The sequence below is a fragment of the Phenylobacterium sp. genome, assembly GCF_030693625.1.
GTDB lineage: Bacteria > Pseudomonadota > Alphaproteobacteria > Caulobacterales > Caulobacteraceae > Phenylobacterium > Phenylobacterium ferrooxidans.
Map to the genome: position 1 here is coordinate 1 of NZ_JAUYAF010000085.1, position 16,587 is coordinate 16,587.

Here is a 16,587-nt window from a genome sequence, read left to right on the forward strand (position 1 = left end):
TGACCCTTGAACAGCTCCGAGGCCGGTGCGTGGCCGATGGCGATGAACACACCGTCGGCGTCCAGGGCCTGGGTCGCACCGGTGCTGACGTTCTTCAGCTTCACGCCGGTGACGCCCAGGGGGTCGGTATCGCCGGTCACCTCATCGAGGACATGTTCCCAGATCACCTCAATCTTGGGGTGGTTGAACAGGCGCTCCTGGAGGATTTTCTCGGCCCGGAACTCGGTCTTGCGATGCACCACTGTGACCTTGGCGGCGAAGTTGGTGAGGAACAGGGCTTCCTCGACCGCGGTGTTGCCCCCGCCCACCACCACCACGTTCTTGCCGCGATAGAAGAAGCCGTCGCAGGTGGCGCAGGCCGAGACGCCGAAGCCCTGGAATTTCTGCTCGGTCTCTAGCCCCAGCCATTTGGCCTGGGCGCCGGTGGCGATGATCAGGGTCTCAGCCAGCCAGACCTCGCCGCTGTCGGTGGTCAGCCGGAAGGGCCGCTGCGACAGGTCGGCGGTCAACACGATGTCGTTGATGATCTCGGTGCCCACATGCTCGGCCTGGGCCTGCATCTGCTCCATCAGCCAGGGGCCCTGGATGACGACGGCGAAGCCCGGATAGTTTTCCACCTCGGTGGTGATGGTCAGCTGGCCGCCGGGCTGGATGCCCTGGATCAGCACGGGCTTGAGCAGGGCGCGGGCGGCGTAGATAGCGGCGGTGTAGCCGGCCGGGCCGGAACCGACGATCAGGCAGCGGGTGGTGCGGGGGGCTTTGGTCTCGGACATGTGGCCTATGTAGGTGAGATTCCGCGCCAGCGCACCCTGGCGAGGGCGATCTAGCTTTCGCAGAAACATCCCCGCAACATGACGCAACGACATGTTGCTGAAAACGCCAGGGGCGCAGATCCCTGGGCGCCAATAATTGACTTGGTCTGACCGCCGGATTCTGGCGCAATCTGGCCAAGCATAAGGAGGAACGCCTAGTGACCGACGTCGCAGCCCAACGGCCGGCCCTGACCCTACCCATCAAGCTGGCCTATGGCTTCGGGACCGTCGCGTTCGGGGTGAAGACCCAGCTGATGGGTCTGTTGCTGCTTTACTACAATCAGATCGTCGGCCTGCCGCCGCACTGGGTCAGCATCGGCCTGGCGGTGACCATCTTCTTCGACGCCCTCTGGGACCCCTTTGTCGGCCAGATTTCCGACAACTGGCGCTCCCGCCTGGGGCGCCGCCACCCCTTCATGTATTTCGCCGCCCTGCCGTCGGCCATCACCCTGGTGGCCCTGTTCAACCCGCCCCAGGGCTGGTCCGATGGCGCCATCACCGCCTACATGATCGTCATGGTGATCGCAGCCAAGGCGACCATCAGCCTCTATGAGGTGCCGGCCACGGCCCTGACGCCCGAGCTGGCGCCGGCCTACCACGACCGCACTCAACTGCTGACCTTCCGCTACTTCTTCGCCATCTTCGCCAGCAGCGCGGCGGCGGTCATGGGCTGGGTGGTGTTCCTCAAGGACACGGTGGGTCCGAACGGCGAGAAGATCCGCGGGCAGCTCAATCCGGACGGCTACGGGCCCTACGCCCTGGTGGTCGGCGGCCTGATGATCTTCTCCATCCTGGTGGCCTGCCTGGCGACCCAGAGGTTCATCCCCTTCCTGCACAAGCCGGCGGCCCGCAGCATCAGCGTCCTGGACGTGGTCAAGGAAATGCTGGTGACCATGTCCAACCGCAACTTCCTGGTGGTGTCGCTCTCCGCCCTCTTCGTGGGGGTCGGGGCGGGGCTCAGCAACGGGCTGAACATCTATTTCCAGACCTACTTCTGGGGCATGGGCTCGGCCAATCTGGCCTTCATCGTGGCCGGGACCATGCTGGGCAGCCTGCTGGCCCTGATCCTCGCGCCCCTGGTCTCGCGCATCTACGGCAAGAAGCGGGCCTGCGCGATCCTGATGGGGCTGGCTCTGGTGACGTCTCTGACTCCCATCTCCCTGCGCCTGCTGGGGATCATCCCCCAGGACATGAACGGCACCGGCAGCCTGACCGGCATCCTGTTGCTGGACCGCACCCTCTACGGCGCCTTCGCCACGGCGGCGGCCATCCTCACCGCCTCGATGATCGCCGACGTGGTGGAGGAGTCTCAACTCGCCACCGGCCGCCGGTCGGAGGGCCTGCTGCTCTCGGCTGACAACGTCCTGCAGAAGGTCGCCGGCTCGGTGGCCAGCATCATCCCGGGCTTCCTGCTGCTGTGGGTGGGCATGCCCGAGAAGGCCAAGCCGGAGAGCCTGGACCCGTCCGTCATGACCAACCTGGCCCTGCTGTACCTGCCGGCCACGGCGCTGTTCGCCCTGATGGCCATCAGCGCCATCATGTTCTACCGCCTCGACCGCGCCGGCCACGAAGCCAACCTCGCCAAGCTGGAGGAGGTCGCCGCTCTGGGCGCGGTGGTGGCCGAGACGGGCGGCGGCATCGACGGGTCAGACCTGGCGGCGCCGGGGGCCAAGCCGGTCTAGGGAGCGGCGCCCGACGGCTGACCCCGGCGTTCGCTTAACGCCTGCTTCAGCGCGTCGGGCTAGGGTTGGGTGTTCATCCTGCTTGGTCGCCCATGCCTGACGCCCCCCACATCGAGATCGCCGGCCGTCGGATCGGGGCGGACCACGAGCCCTACGTGATCTGCGAGCTGTCGGGAAACCACAACGGCAGCCTGGACCGGGCGCTGTCCATGATCGACGCGGCGGCCGACACTGGCTGCGACGCCATCAAGATCCAGACCTATACCGCCGACACCATCACGATGGATGTCGACCGGCCGGAGTTCAAAATCCATGGCGGCCTGTGGGACGGGCGCAGCCTGCATGAGCTCTACCAGGAGGCCCAGACCCCCTATGAGTGGCACGCCGCCCTGTTTGAGCGGGCCGCCCGGCGCGGGGTGCCCCTGTTCTCCAGCCCCTTCGACGAGAGCGCGGTGGACCTGCTGGAGGGCCTGGGAGCCCCGGCCTTCAAGATCGCCTCCTTCGAGGCCGTGGACCTGCCGCTGATCGCCTATGCGGCGGCCAGGGGCAAACCGCTGATCATCTCCACCGGCATGGCCAACCTGGCCGAGATGACCGCCGCCCGCGACACCGCGCTCGCCGCCGGCGCGCCCGGCGTGGTGATGCTCCACTGCGTCTCCAGCTACCCGGCCGCGCTCAAGGACGCCAATGTCCGTACCGTGGCCGACATGGCCAGCCGCTTCGACAGCCCCATCGGCCTCTCCGACCACACCCACGGCACGGCGGCCTCGGTGGCCGCCATCGCGCTCGGCGCCTGCGTCATCGAGAAGCATTTCACCCTGGCCCGCGCCGACGGCGGGCCGGACGCCGCCTTCAGCCTGGAGCCCGTGGAATTCACGGCCCTGGTGCGCGACTGCAAGGACGCCTGGACGGCGCTGGGCCGCGCCCACTACGACCTGCTGGGCTCGGAAAAGGCCAACCGTCAGTTCCGCCGCTCGCTCTACATCAGCGCCGACGTTAAGGCCGGCGAGGTCCTGACGCGGGCCAATGTCCGCTCGATCCGGCCCGGAAATGGCCTGCCACCGGCCGAACTGGCCAAGGTCCTGGGCAAACCCGCGGCGCGGAATCTCAGCCGTGGCGAACCCCTGGCCTGGGACATGCTGGGTTAGATATATCTAAATGGCGGGGCAGGCAACGACTGCAGGCGGCGCCCAAACCTAGGCGGCGATGGCCTCGGAGGCCTCGATGTCCAGGGCCTGGGCCAGCGACTTGGAGATCTCCGACAGCGAGGCGGTCTGGGTCTGGGCTTCCCAGGCGCCGGCGATGAAGTTGGCGCCCTGGTGCTTGGCCAGGGCGGTGTGCAGGCCCGACAGCTTGCGCGCGGCGTCCAGGGAGTGCTGGGCCCAGCGGGGTTCGACCTGGATCGAGACGGTCTCATCCAGGTGCAGCGACGCGCCGCCGAAGCCGCCCATCAGCCTGTGAACCTCGCGGCGCAACTCGCTGTCGGAGACCTCCGACACGCATTCCGCCGAGAGCAGGGCCTGGCCCCGGCACTCATAGAGGTGCACCCGGAACACCGATCCCTCGGCGGTGAAGTTGCGGACATGGAAGGGCAGGGGGCCGGCGTAGCGGGCCTTGAAGATGTAGCTCGTCAGGCTCTTGGCGAGGCGCTTGGGAGGCTCCAGGTCGAGCGGGGCGAACAGCGGCGACGGATCGGCCGCCCAGACCAAGATGTCACCGGCCTCGCGGGCCGCGAAGGCCTGCTGCGGCGACAGGAAGGAGGCGGTCTGGATGGTCACGCCCAACCGTTCCAGGGCGCTCTGGCAGCGCATGAAGAAGGTCTGGAAACCGCCGGAGGGCAGGCTGGCCGTCTGGTTCTGCAACCGGCCCCACAGGGCGCGGGGAATGCCGTAGAGGCCGTCATAGACCGGGTCGGACTTCTTGGCCCGGGCTAGGTCGCAGGTCTCGATATCGGTCGCATAAACCCGTTTTACGCCCAGCGGGATGGCCGCGCCGGCGTCGACTTCGTCCAGCCAGGCGCCCAGGACCCACTGGCAATAGCGGGTCAGAGGACCTGAAATATCATGAGGATAGGCGCGGATCCTGTCGGCCAGACTGTCGCCGGTCACCGGGGTGAGATCCAGCGTGCGGGTGCGCAGGGCCGGGCCTTCGAAGTCATGGGTGAAGGCCAGGTCGCCGCCCGGCGCGGGGCTGACCGAGCCGAAGCGGTTCTCGAAATCCTCGAAGACCAGGCCGTTGGCTTCCAGCAGGCTACGGGTCGGATCGCCCTGCGGTCCGAAGTGGCGGCGGTCGGCGCGCAACTCCAGGCCATGGTCGCGGCGCGGCCAGGCGGTCCCGCCCAGCTGATCGAACCGCTCATGGAGTTCGATGTCGCGGCAACCGAGGCGATGGGCCTCGAAGGCGGCCAGAATTCCCGTGAGCCCGCCGCCGATGATGCGGACCGTCGGGGCCTTGGAGCCCCGGATAACACCAAGCTGTCGCATGCCGACTGTCTTACGAGCGCGTTCGGCGCCCTCCCCGTTTCCGCCAACCTAGGCCATAGGGTGCGAAAGGACCGTTAAGGTTGCGGGCCCTGCGGGTGAGGCAGGCTGTCGCGGGTGGCGATGAGCTTCAGGAAGGTCTCCGCGGCCCGGCCTGCGCCCAGGCCGTCGCAGATCGCCGCGCTGGCGGCGGAGAGCCGGGCGCGAAGCGCCGCGTCGGTCAGCAGGCGTACGATGGCGCGATCCAGGCGGGCGTCCAGGTCATCGGCGCGGGCGTCGACCACCAGGGCGGCCTCGCGTTCGGCCATGGCGTCGGCCGCGCCCTGCTGGTTCTGGGCCAGCACCAGCATGGCCGAAGGCAGCCCCAGCACGCAGCGCTCCCAGACGCTCGACCCGGCCGCCCCGATGGCGATGTCGGCGTTGAGGATGAGGTTGGCCATGTCCTGGCTGTCGACGTGCAGGGTCATGCGCGGGTCCCGGCTGGCGATCTTGGTCAGGCCCGGCAGGCTGGGCGCGCCGGCGCCCAGGACGACATCCAGGGTCACGTCGTTGAGGCGCATCCGCAGGCGCTCCACCACCCGTGCGGTGATCGCGCCGACGTCGGTGAGGCCGAGCGTCACCAGCACGCGGCGGACCCCGCCGCCCCTGCGGGCCAGGGCGGCGTTGCGCAGGTGGGCGAACTCCGGACGCACGGGAGCGAACTCCGGGCCCAGCAGCAGCTGGGCGTCGGTCAGCAGGGCGTAGTCGCTCGGCTGGCGGCCCGGGCCGGAGTCCAGCACCAGGTTGGCGGCCAGGGGACGGTCGGCCAGGTCGTCGATCACCAGGGTCGTGCGGCCCCTGGCCAGGGCCTCGTGATGCTCGCGGCCCAGGCCGTAGTGATCGAAGACCACGGCGTCGAAGCGCACGCCGGTCAGGGCGTCGGCGATGTGGTCGGGGTCGAGGCCGGTGGCCTCCTCGCGCACGATCTCCGGACCGAAGACCTCCAGCAGGGCGGCCACCGCCGGGGTGCAGGCGAAGGCGCAGTCGGCGCCCCGCTCGCCCAGGGCGCGGGCGAGCGTGATGCAGCGCATCACGTGGCCGCCACCGACTTCGGGGCCGGCGTTGGCGACAAACAGGATCCGGGGACGGACGGGAATCATCTCCCGTGCATGGAAGGCCGAAAGCGGCGCGCTGGGAAGGCGGCTCTGCAGCGCACCTGTGGAGGATCAGGTCCGGGTGATCGAGACGCCACCGTCCACCAGCATGGCCGCCCCGGTCATGAAGCTGGAGGCGTCGGACGCCAGGTAGAGCACCGAGCGGGCGATCTCCTCCGGCTCAGCCAGACGCTTCAGCGCGTTCAGCCCGGCGATAAAGGCGCGGGCCTCGGGCGTGCTGGCCACCTCACGCCCGGCCGCCGTGTCCGTGCCGCCGGGCAGGATGGCGTTGGCGCGGACGCCCTGGGTGCCGAACTCCGCAGCGATGACTTGGGTCAGTCCGACCATGCCGGCCTTGCTGGCGGCGTAGGCCGCCATGCCCGGGAAGCCGGCGGTGTGCCCTACGAAGCTAGAGGTGAAGATGATCGACCCGCCCCCTCGCAGCACCATGGCCGGGATCTGGTGCTTTGCGCAAAGGAAGGCGCTGGTCAGGTTTGCCTCCAGTGTGGAGCGCCAGCCCTCGGCGGAAATCTCGGGCGCCGGCGCCATCTCTCCCAGGGAGCCTGCATTGTTGAAGGCGATGTCCAGTCCGCCGAAGCGGGCTGTGGCGGTCTCCACCAGGGCGCGGGCCAGAGCCTCGTCGCGAACGTCGCCAGGAACGGAGACCGCCTCGCCGCCCAGCCGCGCGATGTCCTCCACCAAGGCTGCGAGCTCCGGCGCGCGCCGGGCCGTGACGACCAGTTTCGCGCCTTCACGAGCGAACAGCCGGGCGACCGCCTCACCGATCCCTGAACTCGCGCCGGTGACGATGGCGACCTTGTTGCTGAGCACGGCCATGAGATGTCCTCCGATAGCGGCAGGCCAAAGCGGCCCGCCGAGGCGGTGGTCATAGGGGCCGGCGCGCTCAGGGTCTGGCGGTCGCCGGACCCCGCATCAGGCGTTCGCGGCCTCGATGGCGGCGTCCAGGGCGTCGCGGAAGATCACGAAGAACAGCTCCGGATCACCTGGATCGAGGTTCTCCACCATGCCCGAGACCTTGTAGCCGCGCGCCACGAGCAGGGTGCGCATGGGTTGATTGGATTCGTTGCAGGAGACGAACATCCGGTCGCCTTCGAACTGGCCTTCGATATTGGCCATCAGCGCGCCCGCCACGCCTCGGCGCAGGTAGCGCTCGGCGGTGCAGATGCGCTCCAGGAAGGGGTGGCCAAAGAACTCCGCCATCACCGCGTAGCCGGCGATCTCGTCGTCCAGCACCAGGACGCGGACATCCATGCCCCGATCGCCGGCCAGGGCCTTGCTCACATAGTCGTGGCGGCGCTCTTCGCGCCTTGCGACGGGATCGAATTCCAGGATGGCGGCCAGGTCGCCGGGGTTGGCCGGGCGGATCGCTACGCTCATGCCGGGGCTCGCTCATCATAGCGGCGCAGCACCTCGACGGCGGCGCGATCGGTTTCGGCCAGCGGCGGATACTTCCAGCGGTGGAAGGCGCCGCCGAACGGCCGAGCGGCGCCGAGGCGCTCGAGGTCTTCGTGGAACAGGCGGAACTTGAGGCTGTCGCCGTCCATCTTGAGGATGAAGACCGGCTTGCCGGTGCTGGCCGCGTCGGTGGCCATGTTGGTGGAGTCCTCGGTCACCAGGATGTAGTCGGCCGCGGCCAGGAAGGCGAAGTAGGGATTCTCGCCCTCGCCATCCCAGATGATCCCCGGAATGTGCCGCAGTCGCGCCGTCAGCAGGGCGCGGGCCGCGTCGGGTGTGCGGCGCGAGAAACTCACCATGACCGATCCGCCTTCCTGCACGACGGGCAACTCGATCTCATGGGCCAGGGAGGCGGCGCGCTCGACCGACAGGTTGTGCGCCTTGGACCTGCCGCCGATCACCACGGCGACGCGGGGGCGGGGCAGGGCGTCGATCTGTTTCTTGAAGCGCGCCAGCTCGGCCTTCAGCCGCTTGGCGTTGACGCCATTGGGCGAGCCGGTGATCGGGAACACGTTGTCGCCCTGCAGCCGGTCGTGCTTGGGGGGGATCACCAGGTCAAACAGACTGGTGGGCATGCGGGGGTCCTGAGTCTGGACCACGAAGGTGGCGTTCTTGGTCCAGGCCTTCAGGCGGATGGAGAGCGGCAGGGTGGCGCGGCCCGCGGCCAGCCAGATGTCGGGCCAGGGCGGGCCGATACCAGTGTCGGGCTTCAGGGTCTTGAGCGGCAGGGGGTTCAGCCACCAGGGCAGGCGGCCGATGCGGCCCTTCCAGGCGACGCGCTTGATCACGACCTGCGCCTTGCGCCTGGCGGCGATGGCGTTGGCCAGTCCCACGACCTGGCTCTCCATGCCCGCTCGTCCGTCGGAAACGGCCCAGATGACGAGCGGCGGCGTGTCGGGGGATTTCGCCAAGCTTGCGGCTTCCGTGCTCAGGCATGAGTCAGGGAGCCGACTCTCGCCAGCTCACCATAGCGACCTTTTCGGCTTGGCTAAGGCCTAGCTAAACCCACTCGACCTTTAGAATCTCGTAGGCCTTGGTGCCACCGGGGGTCGGGACCTCGACGACGTCGCCGGTCTCCTTGCCGATCATCGCACGCGCGATGGGGGAGGCGATGGAGATCTTGCCCGCTTTCACGTCGGCTTCGTGCTCACCGACGATCTGATAGCGGGCCTCATCCTCGGTGTCCTCGTCGACGACCGAGACCGTGGCGCCAAACTTTACCTGACTACCGGAAAGTTTGGAGACGTCGATGACCTGTGCGCGGGCCATCCGATCTTCGATATCGGCGATCTGGCCTTCGATCCAGCCTTGGCGCTCCTTTGCTGCGTGATACTCAGCGTTTTCCGAGAGATCGCCATGCTGGCGAGCTTCCGAAATGGCCGCGATCACTGCTGGTCGCTCCAGGGTTTTCAAACGCTTGAGGTCTTCGTCGAGGCCTTGATAGCCTCCGACGGTCATTGGGACTTTTTCCATGGCAGATAGGTAACTCGGGTTCGCCCTTGGGTTTGTGTTCCGGCCGCGGGCGCAGGCGACCGGGGGGATAGAGGATAGAAGCCGGGCTGTGAAAACTCAAGGGGTGCAATGCAGCAATGTCATTGCGAAGCGCGGCGGATGCCGGAATGGCCTCCCAAACTCCCCGCCCTTGGGAGGGTTCCATCGGCCGGCGGTGGCTCCGGGCGGGTCGGGCGCCTAGATTGCCCCTGCAACGAGAGACAAGACCATGTCCGCCAAGCGGGGCGTCACCCTCTATCACTCCCCCGCCAGCCGGGCCTTCACCGCCTACTGGCTGCTGGAGGAGCTGGGCGTGCCTTTCCGGGTCCAGACCGTCGACATCGCCAAGGGTGACCAGAAGAAGCCGGAATACCTGAAGCTGAACCCGTCGGGAAAGGTGCCCACTGTCACCGACGGCGAGGTGGTGGTCAGCGAGAACCCCGCCATCTGCCTCTATCTGGCCGACCGCTACGGCTACGGTTCGCTTGCCCCGAGGATCGAGGAGGCCGATCGCGGCCCCTATCTGAAGTGGATGGTCTATTCGACCGCGGTGCTGGAGCCCTTGCTGATGCTGCACGACAAGCACATCGACCTGCCGGGGCGCGAGACCGGGTTCGGCGGCTACGAGGACGTGATCGGCGTGCTCACCGGCGCCCTGAAGGACCGCCAGTACCTGCTGGGCGACCGGTTCTCGGCCGCCGACGTCATGCTGGGCTCGGTGATCTCCACCTCGCTCTATCGCAAGGAGCTGCCGGAGCATCCCGTGCTGGTGGATTACAACGCCCGCCTGACACACCGCGAGGCCTATCATCGGGCCGCCGACGCTACGTGGCCGGCCCACCTCTTCCCGGCGCCCTAGCTCTCCGAGATGATTGCGCCCCTCAGCTCCTCGGCGTCGGGGGCCTCATAGACGCCCTCGATGAAGTCGAACATGTCGGGGTTCACCTCGATGGCGAAGGTCTCGCCGTGCACCTCATTGCGCTCCAGGACCCGCGCGCGGCGGATCTCAGAGCTGGCGGTGACGAAGTGGAACTGGAGAGGGAGTTCGCAGGCCTCGGCGATCTCCGCGACGCGGGCGCGGTCGGACTTGCGCATCAGGCCCAGGTCGAGGACCACCGAGGTTCCCGCCGCCATGGCCGCGGCGGCCACCGACCAGATCTGCGCCTCGCACCGCTCGACGCGGGACATCATCCACTCGAACTCCAGCGGCTCGGGCATGTCGGCGGCGAACAGCCGCGCCATCCAGTCGTCGATGGCGAAGTGGATGGCCGGCTCGGTGCGGGCGAGCTGCTTGGCGTAAGTCGACTTCCCGGCGCCGGAGGGGCCGAAGATCACGTGCAGGGTAGCGGTCATGGTCCGCCGGTTACTTCACCGAGAGGCCGCCGTCGATGACCAATTCCGCGCCGGTGACATAGCGGCTCTCCTCCGACGCCAGCCAAAGGACGCCGTTGGCGATGTCCAGCGGGTAGCCCTTGCCCCCCAGGGGCACGGCGTCGGCGCTCATGGCGTCCAGCACCTGGGGCCGGGGCGGGCGGGCGTTGTCACCCGGCTCGCCGGTGCCGATGATGTCGTCCCAGATCGGCGTCTCGATGATGCCGGGGTGGACGGAATTGACCCGGATGCCGTCCTTGGCGTTTCCGCATTCCATGGCCACGGCCTTGGTGAACAGGCGGACCCCGCCCTTGGTGGCGCAGTAGCCCGCCAGGATCGCCGAGCCCTTGAGGCCCGCCACCGAGGACATGTTGATGATCGAGCCGCCGTCGCCGCTGAGGCGCATCAGCGGGATCGAGTGCTTCACCCCCAGGAAGACGCCGTCGAGATTGATCGCCACCTGTCGCTGGAAGTCGCTGAGGGGCATGTCCAGCACTGAGCCGGAGATGCCGATGCCGGCGTTGTTGACCAGGATGTCCAGCCGGCCGTGGTCAGCCTTGATGGCGGCGACCACATCGATCCACGCCTGCTCTGAGGTGACATCCTGATGACGGTACTGCGCCTTGCCCCCCTTGGCCGCGATCTCGGAGGCCAGGGTCTGGCCCTTTTCGTCCTGCAGGTCGGTGAGGACGACGATCGCGCCTTCCTCGGCCAGGCGCTCGGCGCAGGCGCGCCCGATGCCGCTCGATCCGCCGGTGACCAGGGCCACCTTGCCTTGAACCCGTCCCGCCATTCTGTTTCCCCGTGGCTTCTTGTTCGTCGTGGCACGAGGGGTAACCCAGGCTCAGCGCCTTGCCCAGCATCACGCCGCGTCAGGCTGGGCGTGGCGCGCAAGAGTAAGAGCGTCCGCCCAGACCTGATCCAGGCGGAATTGGTGCGTCGAAGGTGTGATCCGCGCTGGCCCCTGCGCACCTCGGGGCGGGGGCCAGCCCAGATCGTGTCCGGCTACCGGAGGTAGGACGGTGTTGAGTCACCCGTGGTGACGAGGCCGTAGATCAGCCCGATGGCCAGCACCACGACGGCGGCGACCATCAGGACACCGATCAGGCCCTCGAAGCGCTCATAGAGATGCCGGTTCTTGTGATGACGGACAGCCGTTTCGCCGGTCTTGAGATCTTCTGACATGGCGTTTCCCTCGCATTCTGTTGGGGGAACAAGTCCCCACGCCAGGCTGCGACAGGCGCCCTCTAGGGCTAGTCCGGTCAGTCTTCAGGGGCCGCCGGAAACACGCCCACTTGCGCCTGCAAAAGCAAGGCGACAGGCGGAGGTTGAGCCCAAAACGCTGTTCGGTCAATGAGGTCAGGCGGGCTGGCGGAGTTGATGTGTCACCGAGGCCGACTATGAGATGGGGGCATGGACATCGACAAGGTCGAGATCGCGCGTGAGGCGCCAGCGCCGGTGTCGCCCGCCGGGACGACAATGGCAGGGCGGCGGCGCTTCAATCCCTTCACCGCGCTTGGTCCTGGGTTGATCACCGGGGCGGCCGATGAGGATCCCGGGGGCATCGCGACCCACAGCCAGGCCGGCGCGCAGTTCGGACTGGGCATGCTGTGGACGGCCTTCGCCACCTATCCCTTCATGGCGGCCTTTCAGTCGGTCTGCGGACGTATCGGGCGGGTGACGGGCCGCGGTCTAGCGGCCAATATCGGCCGCGCCTTTCCGCGTTGGGTGGTGCTGAGCGTCGTCGGGTTGCTGCTGCTGGCCAATGTGCTCAACATCGCCGCCGACGTGGCGGCCATGGGCGAGGCCGCCCAGTTGGTGTTCGGCGGCAACCGGCACGTCTTTACCCTGGGCCTCGCGGTCTTCTCGCTGCTGCTGCAGGTCTTCGTGCCCTACCATCGCTATGTGGGCTTCCTGAAGTGGATGACGCTGGCCCTGTTCTCCTATGTGGCGGTGGCCTTCGCGACCCACATCCCCTGGACGGAGGTCGTGGCCCAGACCCTCGCCCCGCAGATCAAGCTGGACTTGGCGACGGCGACCGTGGTGGTGGCGGTGTTCGGGACCACCATCAGTCCCTACCTGTTCTTCTGGCAGGCCGCCGAGGAGGTGGAGGACGTCGCCCTTCGCCCCGACGAACACCCCCTCACCGAGCATCCCGAGGAGGCGGAGTACGAGCTCAAACGGATCGGCTGGGACACCTATCTGGGCATGGCCTACGGCAATGGAATCGGCTTCTTCGTGATGCTGGCCACGGCCGCAACCCTACACTCGGCCGGCATCACCCAGATCGATACGGCGTCCCAGGCGGCGATGGCCCTGCGACCCCTGGCCGGGGACCTGGCCTTCATGCTGTTCGCCCTGGGCATCATCGCGACCGGCCTGCTGGCGGTGCCGGTGCTTGCCGCGTCGGCTGCCTACGCCCTCTCCGAGGCCATGGGCTGGAAAGCCAGCCTGGAGAGTCGCTTCAGTGAGGCGCACGGCTTCTACGGGGTGATCGGGGTGGCGATCCTGGCCGGGGTGATCCTCGACTATTCGCCCCTGGACCCGATCCGGGCCCTGTTCTGGAGCGCCGTGATCAACGGCGTGATCGCCGTGCCGCTGATGGCGGTGATCATGCTGGTGGCGACCCGCAGGTCGATCATGGGCGCCTTCACCGCCACCCCTGTCCAGCGCATCGTCGGCTGGGCGGCGGTGGCGATCATGGCCGCGGCGTCCGGGGTTATGTTCGCTCAGATGGCGGGGGCGTTCTGACCCTCAGGCGTAGCTTTGCAGCGGACGAACCTCCAGGGGTGCCTTGGCGGTCTCGGCGATGGCCTGGGCCGCGGCCAGGGCGCCGGCCGCGGTGGTGAAGTAGGGGGTCTTCATCATCAGGGCCGTGCGGCGCAATTCGAAGCTGTCGGCCACCGACTGCTTGCCCTCGGTGGTGTTGAAGACGAGTTGGACCTCGCCATTCTTCATGGCGTCGACGATGTGCGGACGGCCCTCCAGGACCTTCTTCACGTGCTCGACGGCCAGGCCTTCGCCGGCCAGGTAGGCGGCGGTGCCGCCCGTGGCGAGGACTCGGAAGCCCTGGCCCAGCAGCAGGCGGATCGGCTCGACGATCCAGGGCTTGTCGGCCTCGCGCACGGAGACGAACACGCAACCGGTCTTGGGCAGAGTCACCCCGCCGCCCAGCTGGGCCTTGGCGAAGGCGCGCGCGAAGGCGGGAGCCAGGCCCTCGCCCTCACGCCGCCAGTCGAGGCCCATGACCTCGCCGGTGGAGCGCATTTCTGGGCCCAGGATGGTGTCGACGCCGGCGAAGCGGGCGAAGGGGAAGACGGCTTCCTTCACCGCGATGTGGTTATAGGGCGGCTCGCTGGTGTCGAAGGACGACAGTGGTTCGCCGGCCATCACCTTGGCGGCGATGGCGGCGAGCGGCTTGCCGATGGTCTTGGCCACGAAGGGCACGGTGCGGCTGGCGCGCGGGTTCACTTCCAGCACGAAGATCCGCGGATTGTCGGAGTGCGGCTCCTCGATGGCGAACTGGACGTTCATCAGGCCCTTCACGTTCAGGGCCAGGGCCATGCGCACGGTCTGGGCCTTCAGCTCGGCGATGGTTTCCGGCTTGAGCGAGAAGGGGGGCAGGGAGCAGGCGCTGTCGCCCGAGTGTACGCCCGCCTCTTCGATGTGCTCCATGACGCCCGCGACGAACACGTCCTTGCCGTCGCAGATGGCGTCGACGTCCACCTCGGTGGCGCGGCTGAGGTACTGATCGATCAGAACCGGGCTGTCGCCGGAGACCTGCACGGCGGTGCGGATGTAGCGGTCCAGCTGTTCGTCATCGCGGATGATCTCCATGGCCCGACCGCCCAGCACGTAGGAGGGGCGGATGACGATGGGGTAGCCGACCGAATGGGCGCCGGCGAAGGCCTCTTCCGCCGTGCGGGCGATGGCGTTGATCGGCTGGGCGATCTCCAGCTTGTGCAGCAGTTGCTGGAAGCGTTCGCGGTCCTCGGCCAGGTCGATGGCGTCGGGGCTGGTGCCCAGGATCGGTATGCCGGCGTCTTCCAGGGCCTGGGCCAGCTTCAGCGGGGTCTGGCCGCCGAACTGGACGATGACCCCCAGCAGGGTCCCCTTGCGCTGCTCGACGGCGATCAGTTCCAGCACATCTTCCGCGGTGAGCGGCTCGAAGTAGAGCCGGTCGGAGGTGTCGTAGTCGGTGGAGACCGTCTCCGGGTTGCAGTTGACCATGATCGACTCGATGCCGAGGTCGGCCAGGGCGAAGGCGGCGTGGCAGCAGCAGTAGTCGAACTCGATCCCCTGGCCGATCCGGTTGGGACCGCCGCCGAGGATGATGGCCTTGCGCGCCTCGGTGGGCTCGCTCTCGCACTGGGGTTCCTGGCCAAGCGAGCCGGTCTCGTAGGTGGAGTACATGTAGGGCGTGGCGGCCCGGAACTCGCCGGCGCAGCTGTCGATGCGCTTGAAGACCGGGCGAACGGCCAGCTCCTGGCGAAGGGCGCGGACCTTGGCCTCCGGGGTGTTGGTCAGCTTGGCCAGGCGGGCGTCGGAGAAGCCCTGGGCCTTTAGGGCGCGGAAGCCCTGAGCGGTGACGGGCAGGCCCGCCGCGCGGACGTGACCTTCGGTCCGGACCAGGGTCTCCAGCTGGCGCAGGAACCAGGGCTCATACGAGCAGGCGCCGTGGATTTCCTCGACCGCCAGGCCGTGGCGGAAGGCCTGGGCGATGACGCGCAGACGATCAGGGGTGGGCATCGTCAGGGCGCGCAGGACCGCGGCGCGGCCGGTGTCGGGATCGTCCGACCCCTCGATGTCGATCTCGTCCAGGCCGGTCAGGCCGGTCTCCAGGCCGCGCAGCGCCTTCTGCAGGCTCTCGGCGAAGGTGCGGCCGATGGCCATGACCTCGCCAACCGACTTCATGGCGGTGGTCAGGTGGGGCTCGGAGCCCGGATACTTCTCGAAGGCGAAGCGGGGGATCTTGGTGACGACATAGTCGATGCTGGGCTCGAAGGAGGCCGGCGTCGCCCCGGTGATGTCGTTCATCAGCTCGTCGAGGGTGTAGCCCACGGCCAGGCGAGCGGCGACCTTGGCGATTGGGAAGCCGGTGGCCTTGGAGGCCAGGGCCGAGGACCGCGAGACCCGCGGGTTCATCTCGATCACCACCATGCGGCCGTCGGCGGGATTGACCGCAAACTGCACGTTGGACCCGCCGGTCTCGACCCCGATCTCGCGCAGCACGGCGATCGAGGCCGCGCGCATGATCTGATATTCCTTGTCGGTCAGGGTGAGGGCCGGGGCGACGGTGATCGAGTCGCCGGTGTGCACCCCCATCGGGTCGATGTTCTCGATGGAGCAGACGATGATGCAGTTGTCGGCCTTATCGCGGACCACCTCCATCTCGTACTCTTTCCAGCCGAGAACGCTCTCTTCGATCAGCACCTCGGTGGTGGGGGAGAGGTCCAGGCCGCGCTCCACGATCTCGCGGAATTCCTCGACATTGTAGGCGATGCCGCCGCCGGTGCCGGCCAGGGTGAAGGACGGGCGGATGATGGCCGGCAGGCCGACGAATTCCAGGCCTTCCAGGGCCTCGTCCATCGAGTGGGCGGCCTTGGACTTGGGGCTCTCAAGGCCCAGCTTGTCCATGGCGTCGCGGAATTTCTGGCGGTCCTCGGCCTTGTCGATGACGTCGGCCTTGGCCCCGATCATCTCCACGCCGTACTTGGCCAACACGCCGGAGGCTTCCAGGGCGAGCGCCGGGTTCAACGCGGTCTGGCCGCCCATGGTGGGCAGCAGGGCGTCCGGGCGTTCCTTGGCGATGATCTTCTCGACCATCTCGGGCGTGATCGGCTCGATGTAGGTGGCGTCGGCCACATCGGGGTCGGTCATGATCGTGGCCGGGTTCGAATTGACCAGCACGATGCGGTAGCCCTCGGCGCGCAGAGCCTTGCACGCCTGGACCCCCGAGTAGTCGAACTCGCAGGCCTGGCCGATAATGATGGGGCCGGCGCCGATGATCAGGATCGAGGAGATGTCTGTGCGTTTGGGCATCGTTCGGTCCGCGCATAAGGGCGGCGCCGCGTGGCCACGCGCCGTTCCCGTTCAATCTGTAGGTTAAGGCGCCCGTTTAGAGAGGGAGTCGGGCCTGCGC

Annotated in this window: 15 protein-coding genes; 4 read left to right on the forward strand and 11 right to left on the reverse strand. The window is 67.8% G+C overall.

Going from position 1 to position 16,587, the window contains the following annotated elements; translation table 11 throughout:
* Positions 1-773: NAD(P)/FAD-dependent oxidoreductase (locus Q8N10_RS19615; RefSeq protein WP_305663980.1), on the reverse strand; the 773-nt coding region annotated here is incomplete at its 3' end.
* A gap of 197 nt (positions 774-970) precedes the next feature.
* On the opposite strand from Q8N10_RS19615, the gene Q8N10_RS19620 reads away from it, so the two are divergent.
* Together Q8N10_RS19620 and pseI are read left to right on the forward strand one after the other, a co-directional pair.
* Positions 971-2,494, forward strand: coding sequence for an MFS transporter (locus Q8N10_RS19620; RefSeq protein WP_304778468.1), 1,524 nt, complete (start codon positions 971-973; stop codon positions 2,492-2,494).
* Positions 2,495-2,586: 92 nt separating this feature from the next.
* Complete coding sequence (pseI, locus tag Q8N10_RS19625) at positions 2,587-3,642, forward strand: pseudaminic acid synthase (protein ID WP_304778466.1); 1,056 nt, start codon at positions 2,587-2,589, stop codon at positions 3,640-3,642.
* A 48-nt stretch (positions 3,643-3,690) separates the two neighbouring features.
* On the opposite strand, the gene Q8N10_RS19630 is transcribed toward pseI, so the two are convergent.
* The 6 genes from Q8N10_RS19630 to greA all read right to left on the reverse strand — a co-directional run bounded on the left by Q8N10_RS19630 (position 3,691) and on the right by greA (position 9,056).
* Positions 3,691-4,977: an FAD/NAD(P)-binding protein gene (locus Q8N10_RS19630; protein ID WP_304778465.1), complete on the reverse strand. Its 1,287-nt coding sequence runs from the start codon at positions 4,975-4,977 to the stop codon at positions 3,691-3,693.
* 74 nt (positions 4,978-5,051) lie between these two features.
* On the reverse strand, positions 5,052-6,113 hold the full coding sequence (pseG, locus tag Q8N10_RS19635; protein WP_304778463.1) for a UDP-2,4-diacetamido-2,4,6-trideoxy-beta-L-altropyranose hydrolase: 1,062 nt from the start codon (positions 6,111-6,113) through the stop codon (positions 5,052-5,054).
* A gap of 66 nt (positions 6,114-6,179) precedes the next feature.
* A complete protein-coding gene (locus Q8N10_RS19640) occupies positions 6,180-6,944 on the reverse strand; it encodes an SDR family oxidoreductase (RefSeq protein WP_304778461.1) in 765 nt (254 codons plus the stop codon).
* A 96-nt stretch (positions 6,945-7,040) separates the two neighbouring features.
* Positions 7,041-7,505 carry a GNAT family N-acetyltransferase gene (locus Q8N10_RS19645; protein WP_304778459.1) on the reverse strand — a complete coding sequence of 155 codons (465 nt, stop codon included), beginning with the start codon at positions 7,503-7,505 and terminating at the stop codon, positions 7,041-7,043.
* On the reverse strand, positions 7,502-8,431 hold the full coding sequence (locus Q8N10_RS19650) for a mitochondrial fission ELM1 family protein (RefSeq protein ID WP_304778669.1): 930 nt from the start codon (positions 8,429-8,431) through the stop codon (positions 7,502-7,504). Before Q8N10_RS19650 ends, Q8N10_RS19645 begins: the two co-directional genes overlap by 4 nt.
* Before the next feature lie 151 nt (positions 8,432-8,582).
* On the reverse strand, positions 8,583-9,056 hold the full coding sequence (gene greA, locus Q8N10_RS19655) for a transcription elongation factor GreA (protein ID WP_304778457.1): 474 nt from the start codon (positions 9,054-9,056) through the stop codon (positions 8,583-8,585).
* A 247-nt stretch (positions 9,057-9,303) separates the two neighbouring features.
* Here greA and Q8N10_RS19660 point away from each other — a divergent pair, with 247 nt between their 5' ends.
* Positions 9,304-9,933 carry a glutathione S-transferase family protein gene (locus tag Q8N10_RS19660; protein ID WP_304778454.1) on the forward strand — a complete coding sequence of 210 codons (630 nt, stop codon included), beginning with the start codon at positions 9,304-9,306 and terminating at the stop codon, positions 9,931-9,933.
* Here the strand turns inward: Q8N10_RS19660 and Q8N10_RS19665 are convergent.
* The 3 genes from Q8N10_RS19665 to Q8N10_RS19675 all read right to left on the reverse strand — a co-directional run bounded on the left by Q8N10_RS19665 (position 9,930) and on the right by Q8N10_RS19675 (position 11,630).
* Entirely contained in the window at positions 9,930-10,427 is a 498-nt protein-coding gene (locus Q8N10_RS19665) for an AAA family ATPase (protein ID WP_304778451.1), read from the reverse strand. The two genes, Q8N10_RS19660 and Q8N10_RS19665, sit on opposite strands and share 4 nt — an antisense overlap.
* 10 nt (positions 10,428-10,437) lie before the next feature.
* Entirely contained in the window at positions 10,438-11,238 is an 801-nt protein-coding gene (locus Q8N10_RS19670; RefSeq protein WP_304778448.1) for an SDR family NAD(P)-dependent oxidoreductase, read from the reverse strand.
* 212 nt (positions 11,239-11,450) lie between these two features.
* Positions 11,451-11,630, reverse strand: coding sequence for a hypothetical protein (locus tag Q8N10_RS19675; RefSeq protein WP_304778445.1), 180 nt, complete (start codon positions 11,628-11,630; stop codon positions 11,451-11,453).
* 228 nt (positions 11,631-11,858) lie between these two features.
* Here Q8N10_RS19675 and Q8N10_RS19680 point away from each other — a divergent pair, with 228 nt between their 5' ends.
* The gene (locus Q8N10_RS19680) at positions 11,859-13,196 is read left to right on the forward strand and encodes an NRAMP family divalent metal transporter (RefSeq protein ID WP_304778443.1); all 1,338 of its coding nucleotides are present in this window, start codon (positions 11,859-11,861) and stop codon (positions 13,194-13,196) included.
* Positions 13,197-13,199: 3 nt separating this feature from the next.
* Here Q8N10_RS19680 and carB read toward each other — a convergent pair whose 3' ends face one another.
* Positions 13,200-16,487 carry a carbamoyl-phosphate synthase large subunit gene (gene carB, locus Q8N10_RS19685; protein ID WP_305663981.1) on the reverse strand — a complete coding sequence of 1,096 codons (3,288 nt, stop codon included), beginning with the start codon at positions 16,485-16,487 and terminating at the stop codon, positions 13,200-13,202.
* Between the last annotated feature and the right edge of the window lie 100 nt (positions 16,488-16,587).

Bases quoted from the DNA above. Each gene is read 5' to 3' on its own strand.
- Q8N10_RS19630 (WP_304778465.1), bottom strand. From the start codon at position 4,977: ATGCGACAGCTTGGTGTTATCCGGGGCTCCAAGGCCCCGACGGTCCGC.
- pseG (WP_304778463.1), bottom strand. From the start codon at position 6,113: ATGATTCCCGTCCGTCCCCGGATCCTGTTTGTCGCCAACGCCGGCCCC.
- pseI (WP_304778466.1), top strand. From the start codon at position 2,587: ATGCCTGACGCCCCCCACATCGAGATCGCCGGCCGTCGGATCGGGGCG.
- Q8N10_RS19675 (WP_304778445.1), bottom strand. From the start codon at position 11,630: ATGTCAGAAGATCTCAAGACCGGCGAAACGGCTGTCCGTCATCACAAG.
- Q8N10_RS19670 (WP_304778448.1), bottom strand. From the start codon at position 11,238: ATGGCGGGACGGGTTCAAGGCAAGGTGGCCCTGGTCACCGGCGGATCG.
- greA (WP_304778457.1), bottom strand. From the start codon at position 9,056: ATGGAAAAAGTCCCAATGACCGTCGGAGGCTATCAAGGCCTCGACGAA.
- carB (WP_305663981.1), bottom strand. From the start codon at position 16,487: ATGCCCAAACGCACAGACATCTCCTCGATCCTGATCATCGGCGCCGGC.
- Q8N10_RS19650 (WP_304778669.1), bottom strand. From the start codon at position 8,431: ATGGAGAGCCAGGTCGTGGGACTGGCCAACGCCATCGCCGCCAGGCGC.
- Q8N10_RS19640 (WP_304778461.1), bottom strand. From the start codon at position 6,944: ATGGCCGTGCTCAGCAACAAGGTCGCCATCGTCACCGGCGCGAGTTCA.
- Q8N10_RS19645 (WP_304778459.1), bottom strand. From the start codon at position 7,505: ATGAGCGTAGCGATCCGCCCGGCCAACCCCGGCGACCTGGCCGCCATC.
- Q8N10_RS19665 (WP_304778451.1), bottom strand. From the start codon at position 10,427: ATGACCGCTACCCTGCACGTGATCTTCGGCCCCTCCGGCGCCGGGAAG.
- Q8N10_RS19680 (WP_304778443.1), top strand. From the start codon at position 11,859: ATGGACATCGACAAGGTCGAGATCGCGCGTGAGGCGCCAGCGCCGGTG.
- Q8N10_RS19660 (WP_304778454.1), top strand. From the start codon at position 9,304: ATGTCCGCCAAGCGGGGCGTCACCCTCTATCACTCCCCCGCCAGCCGG.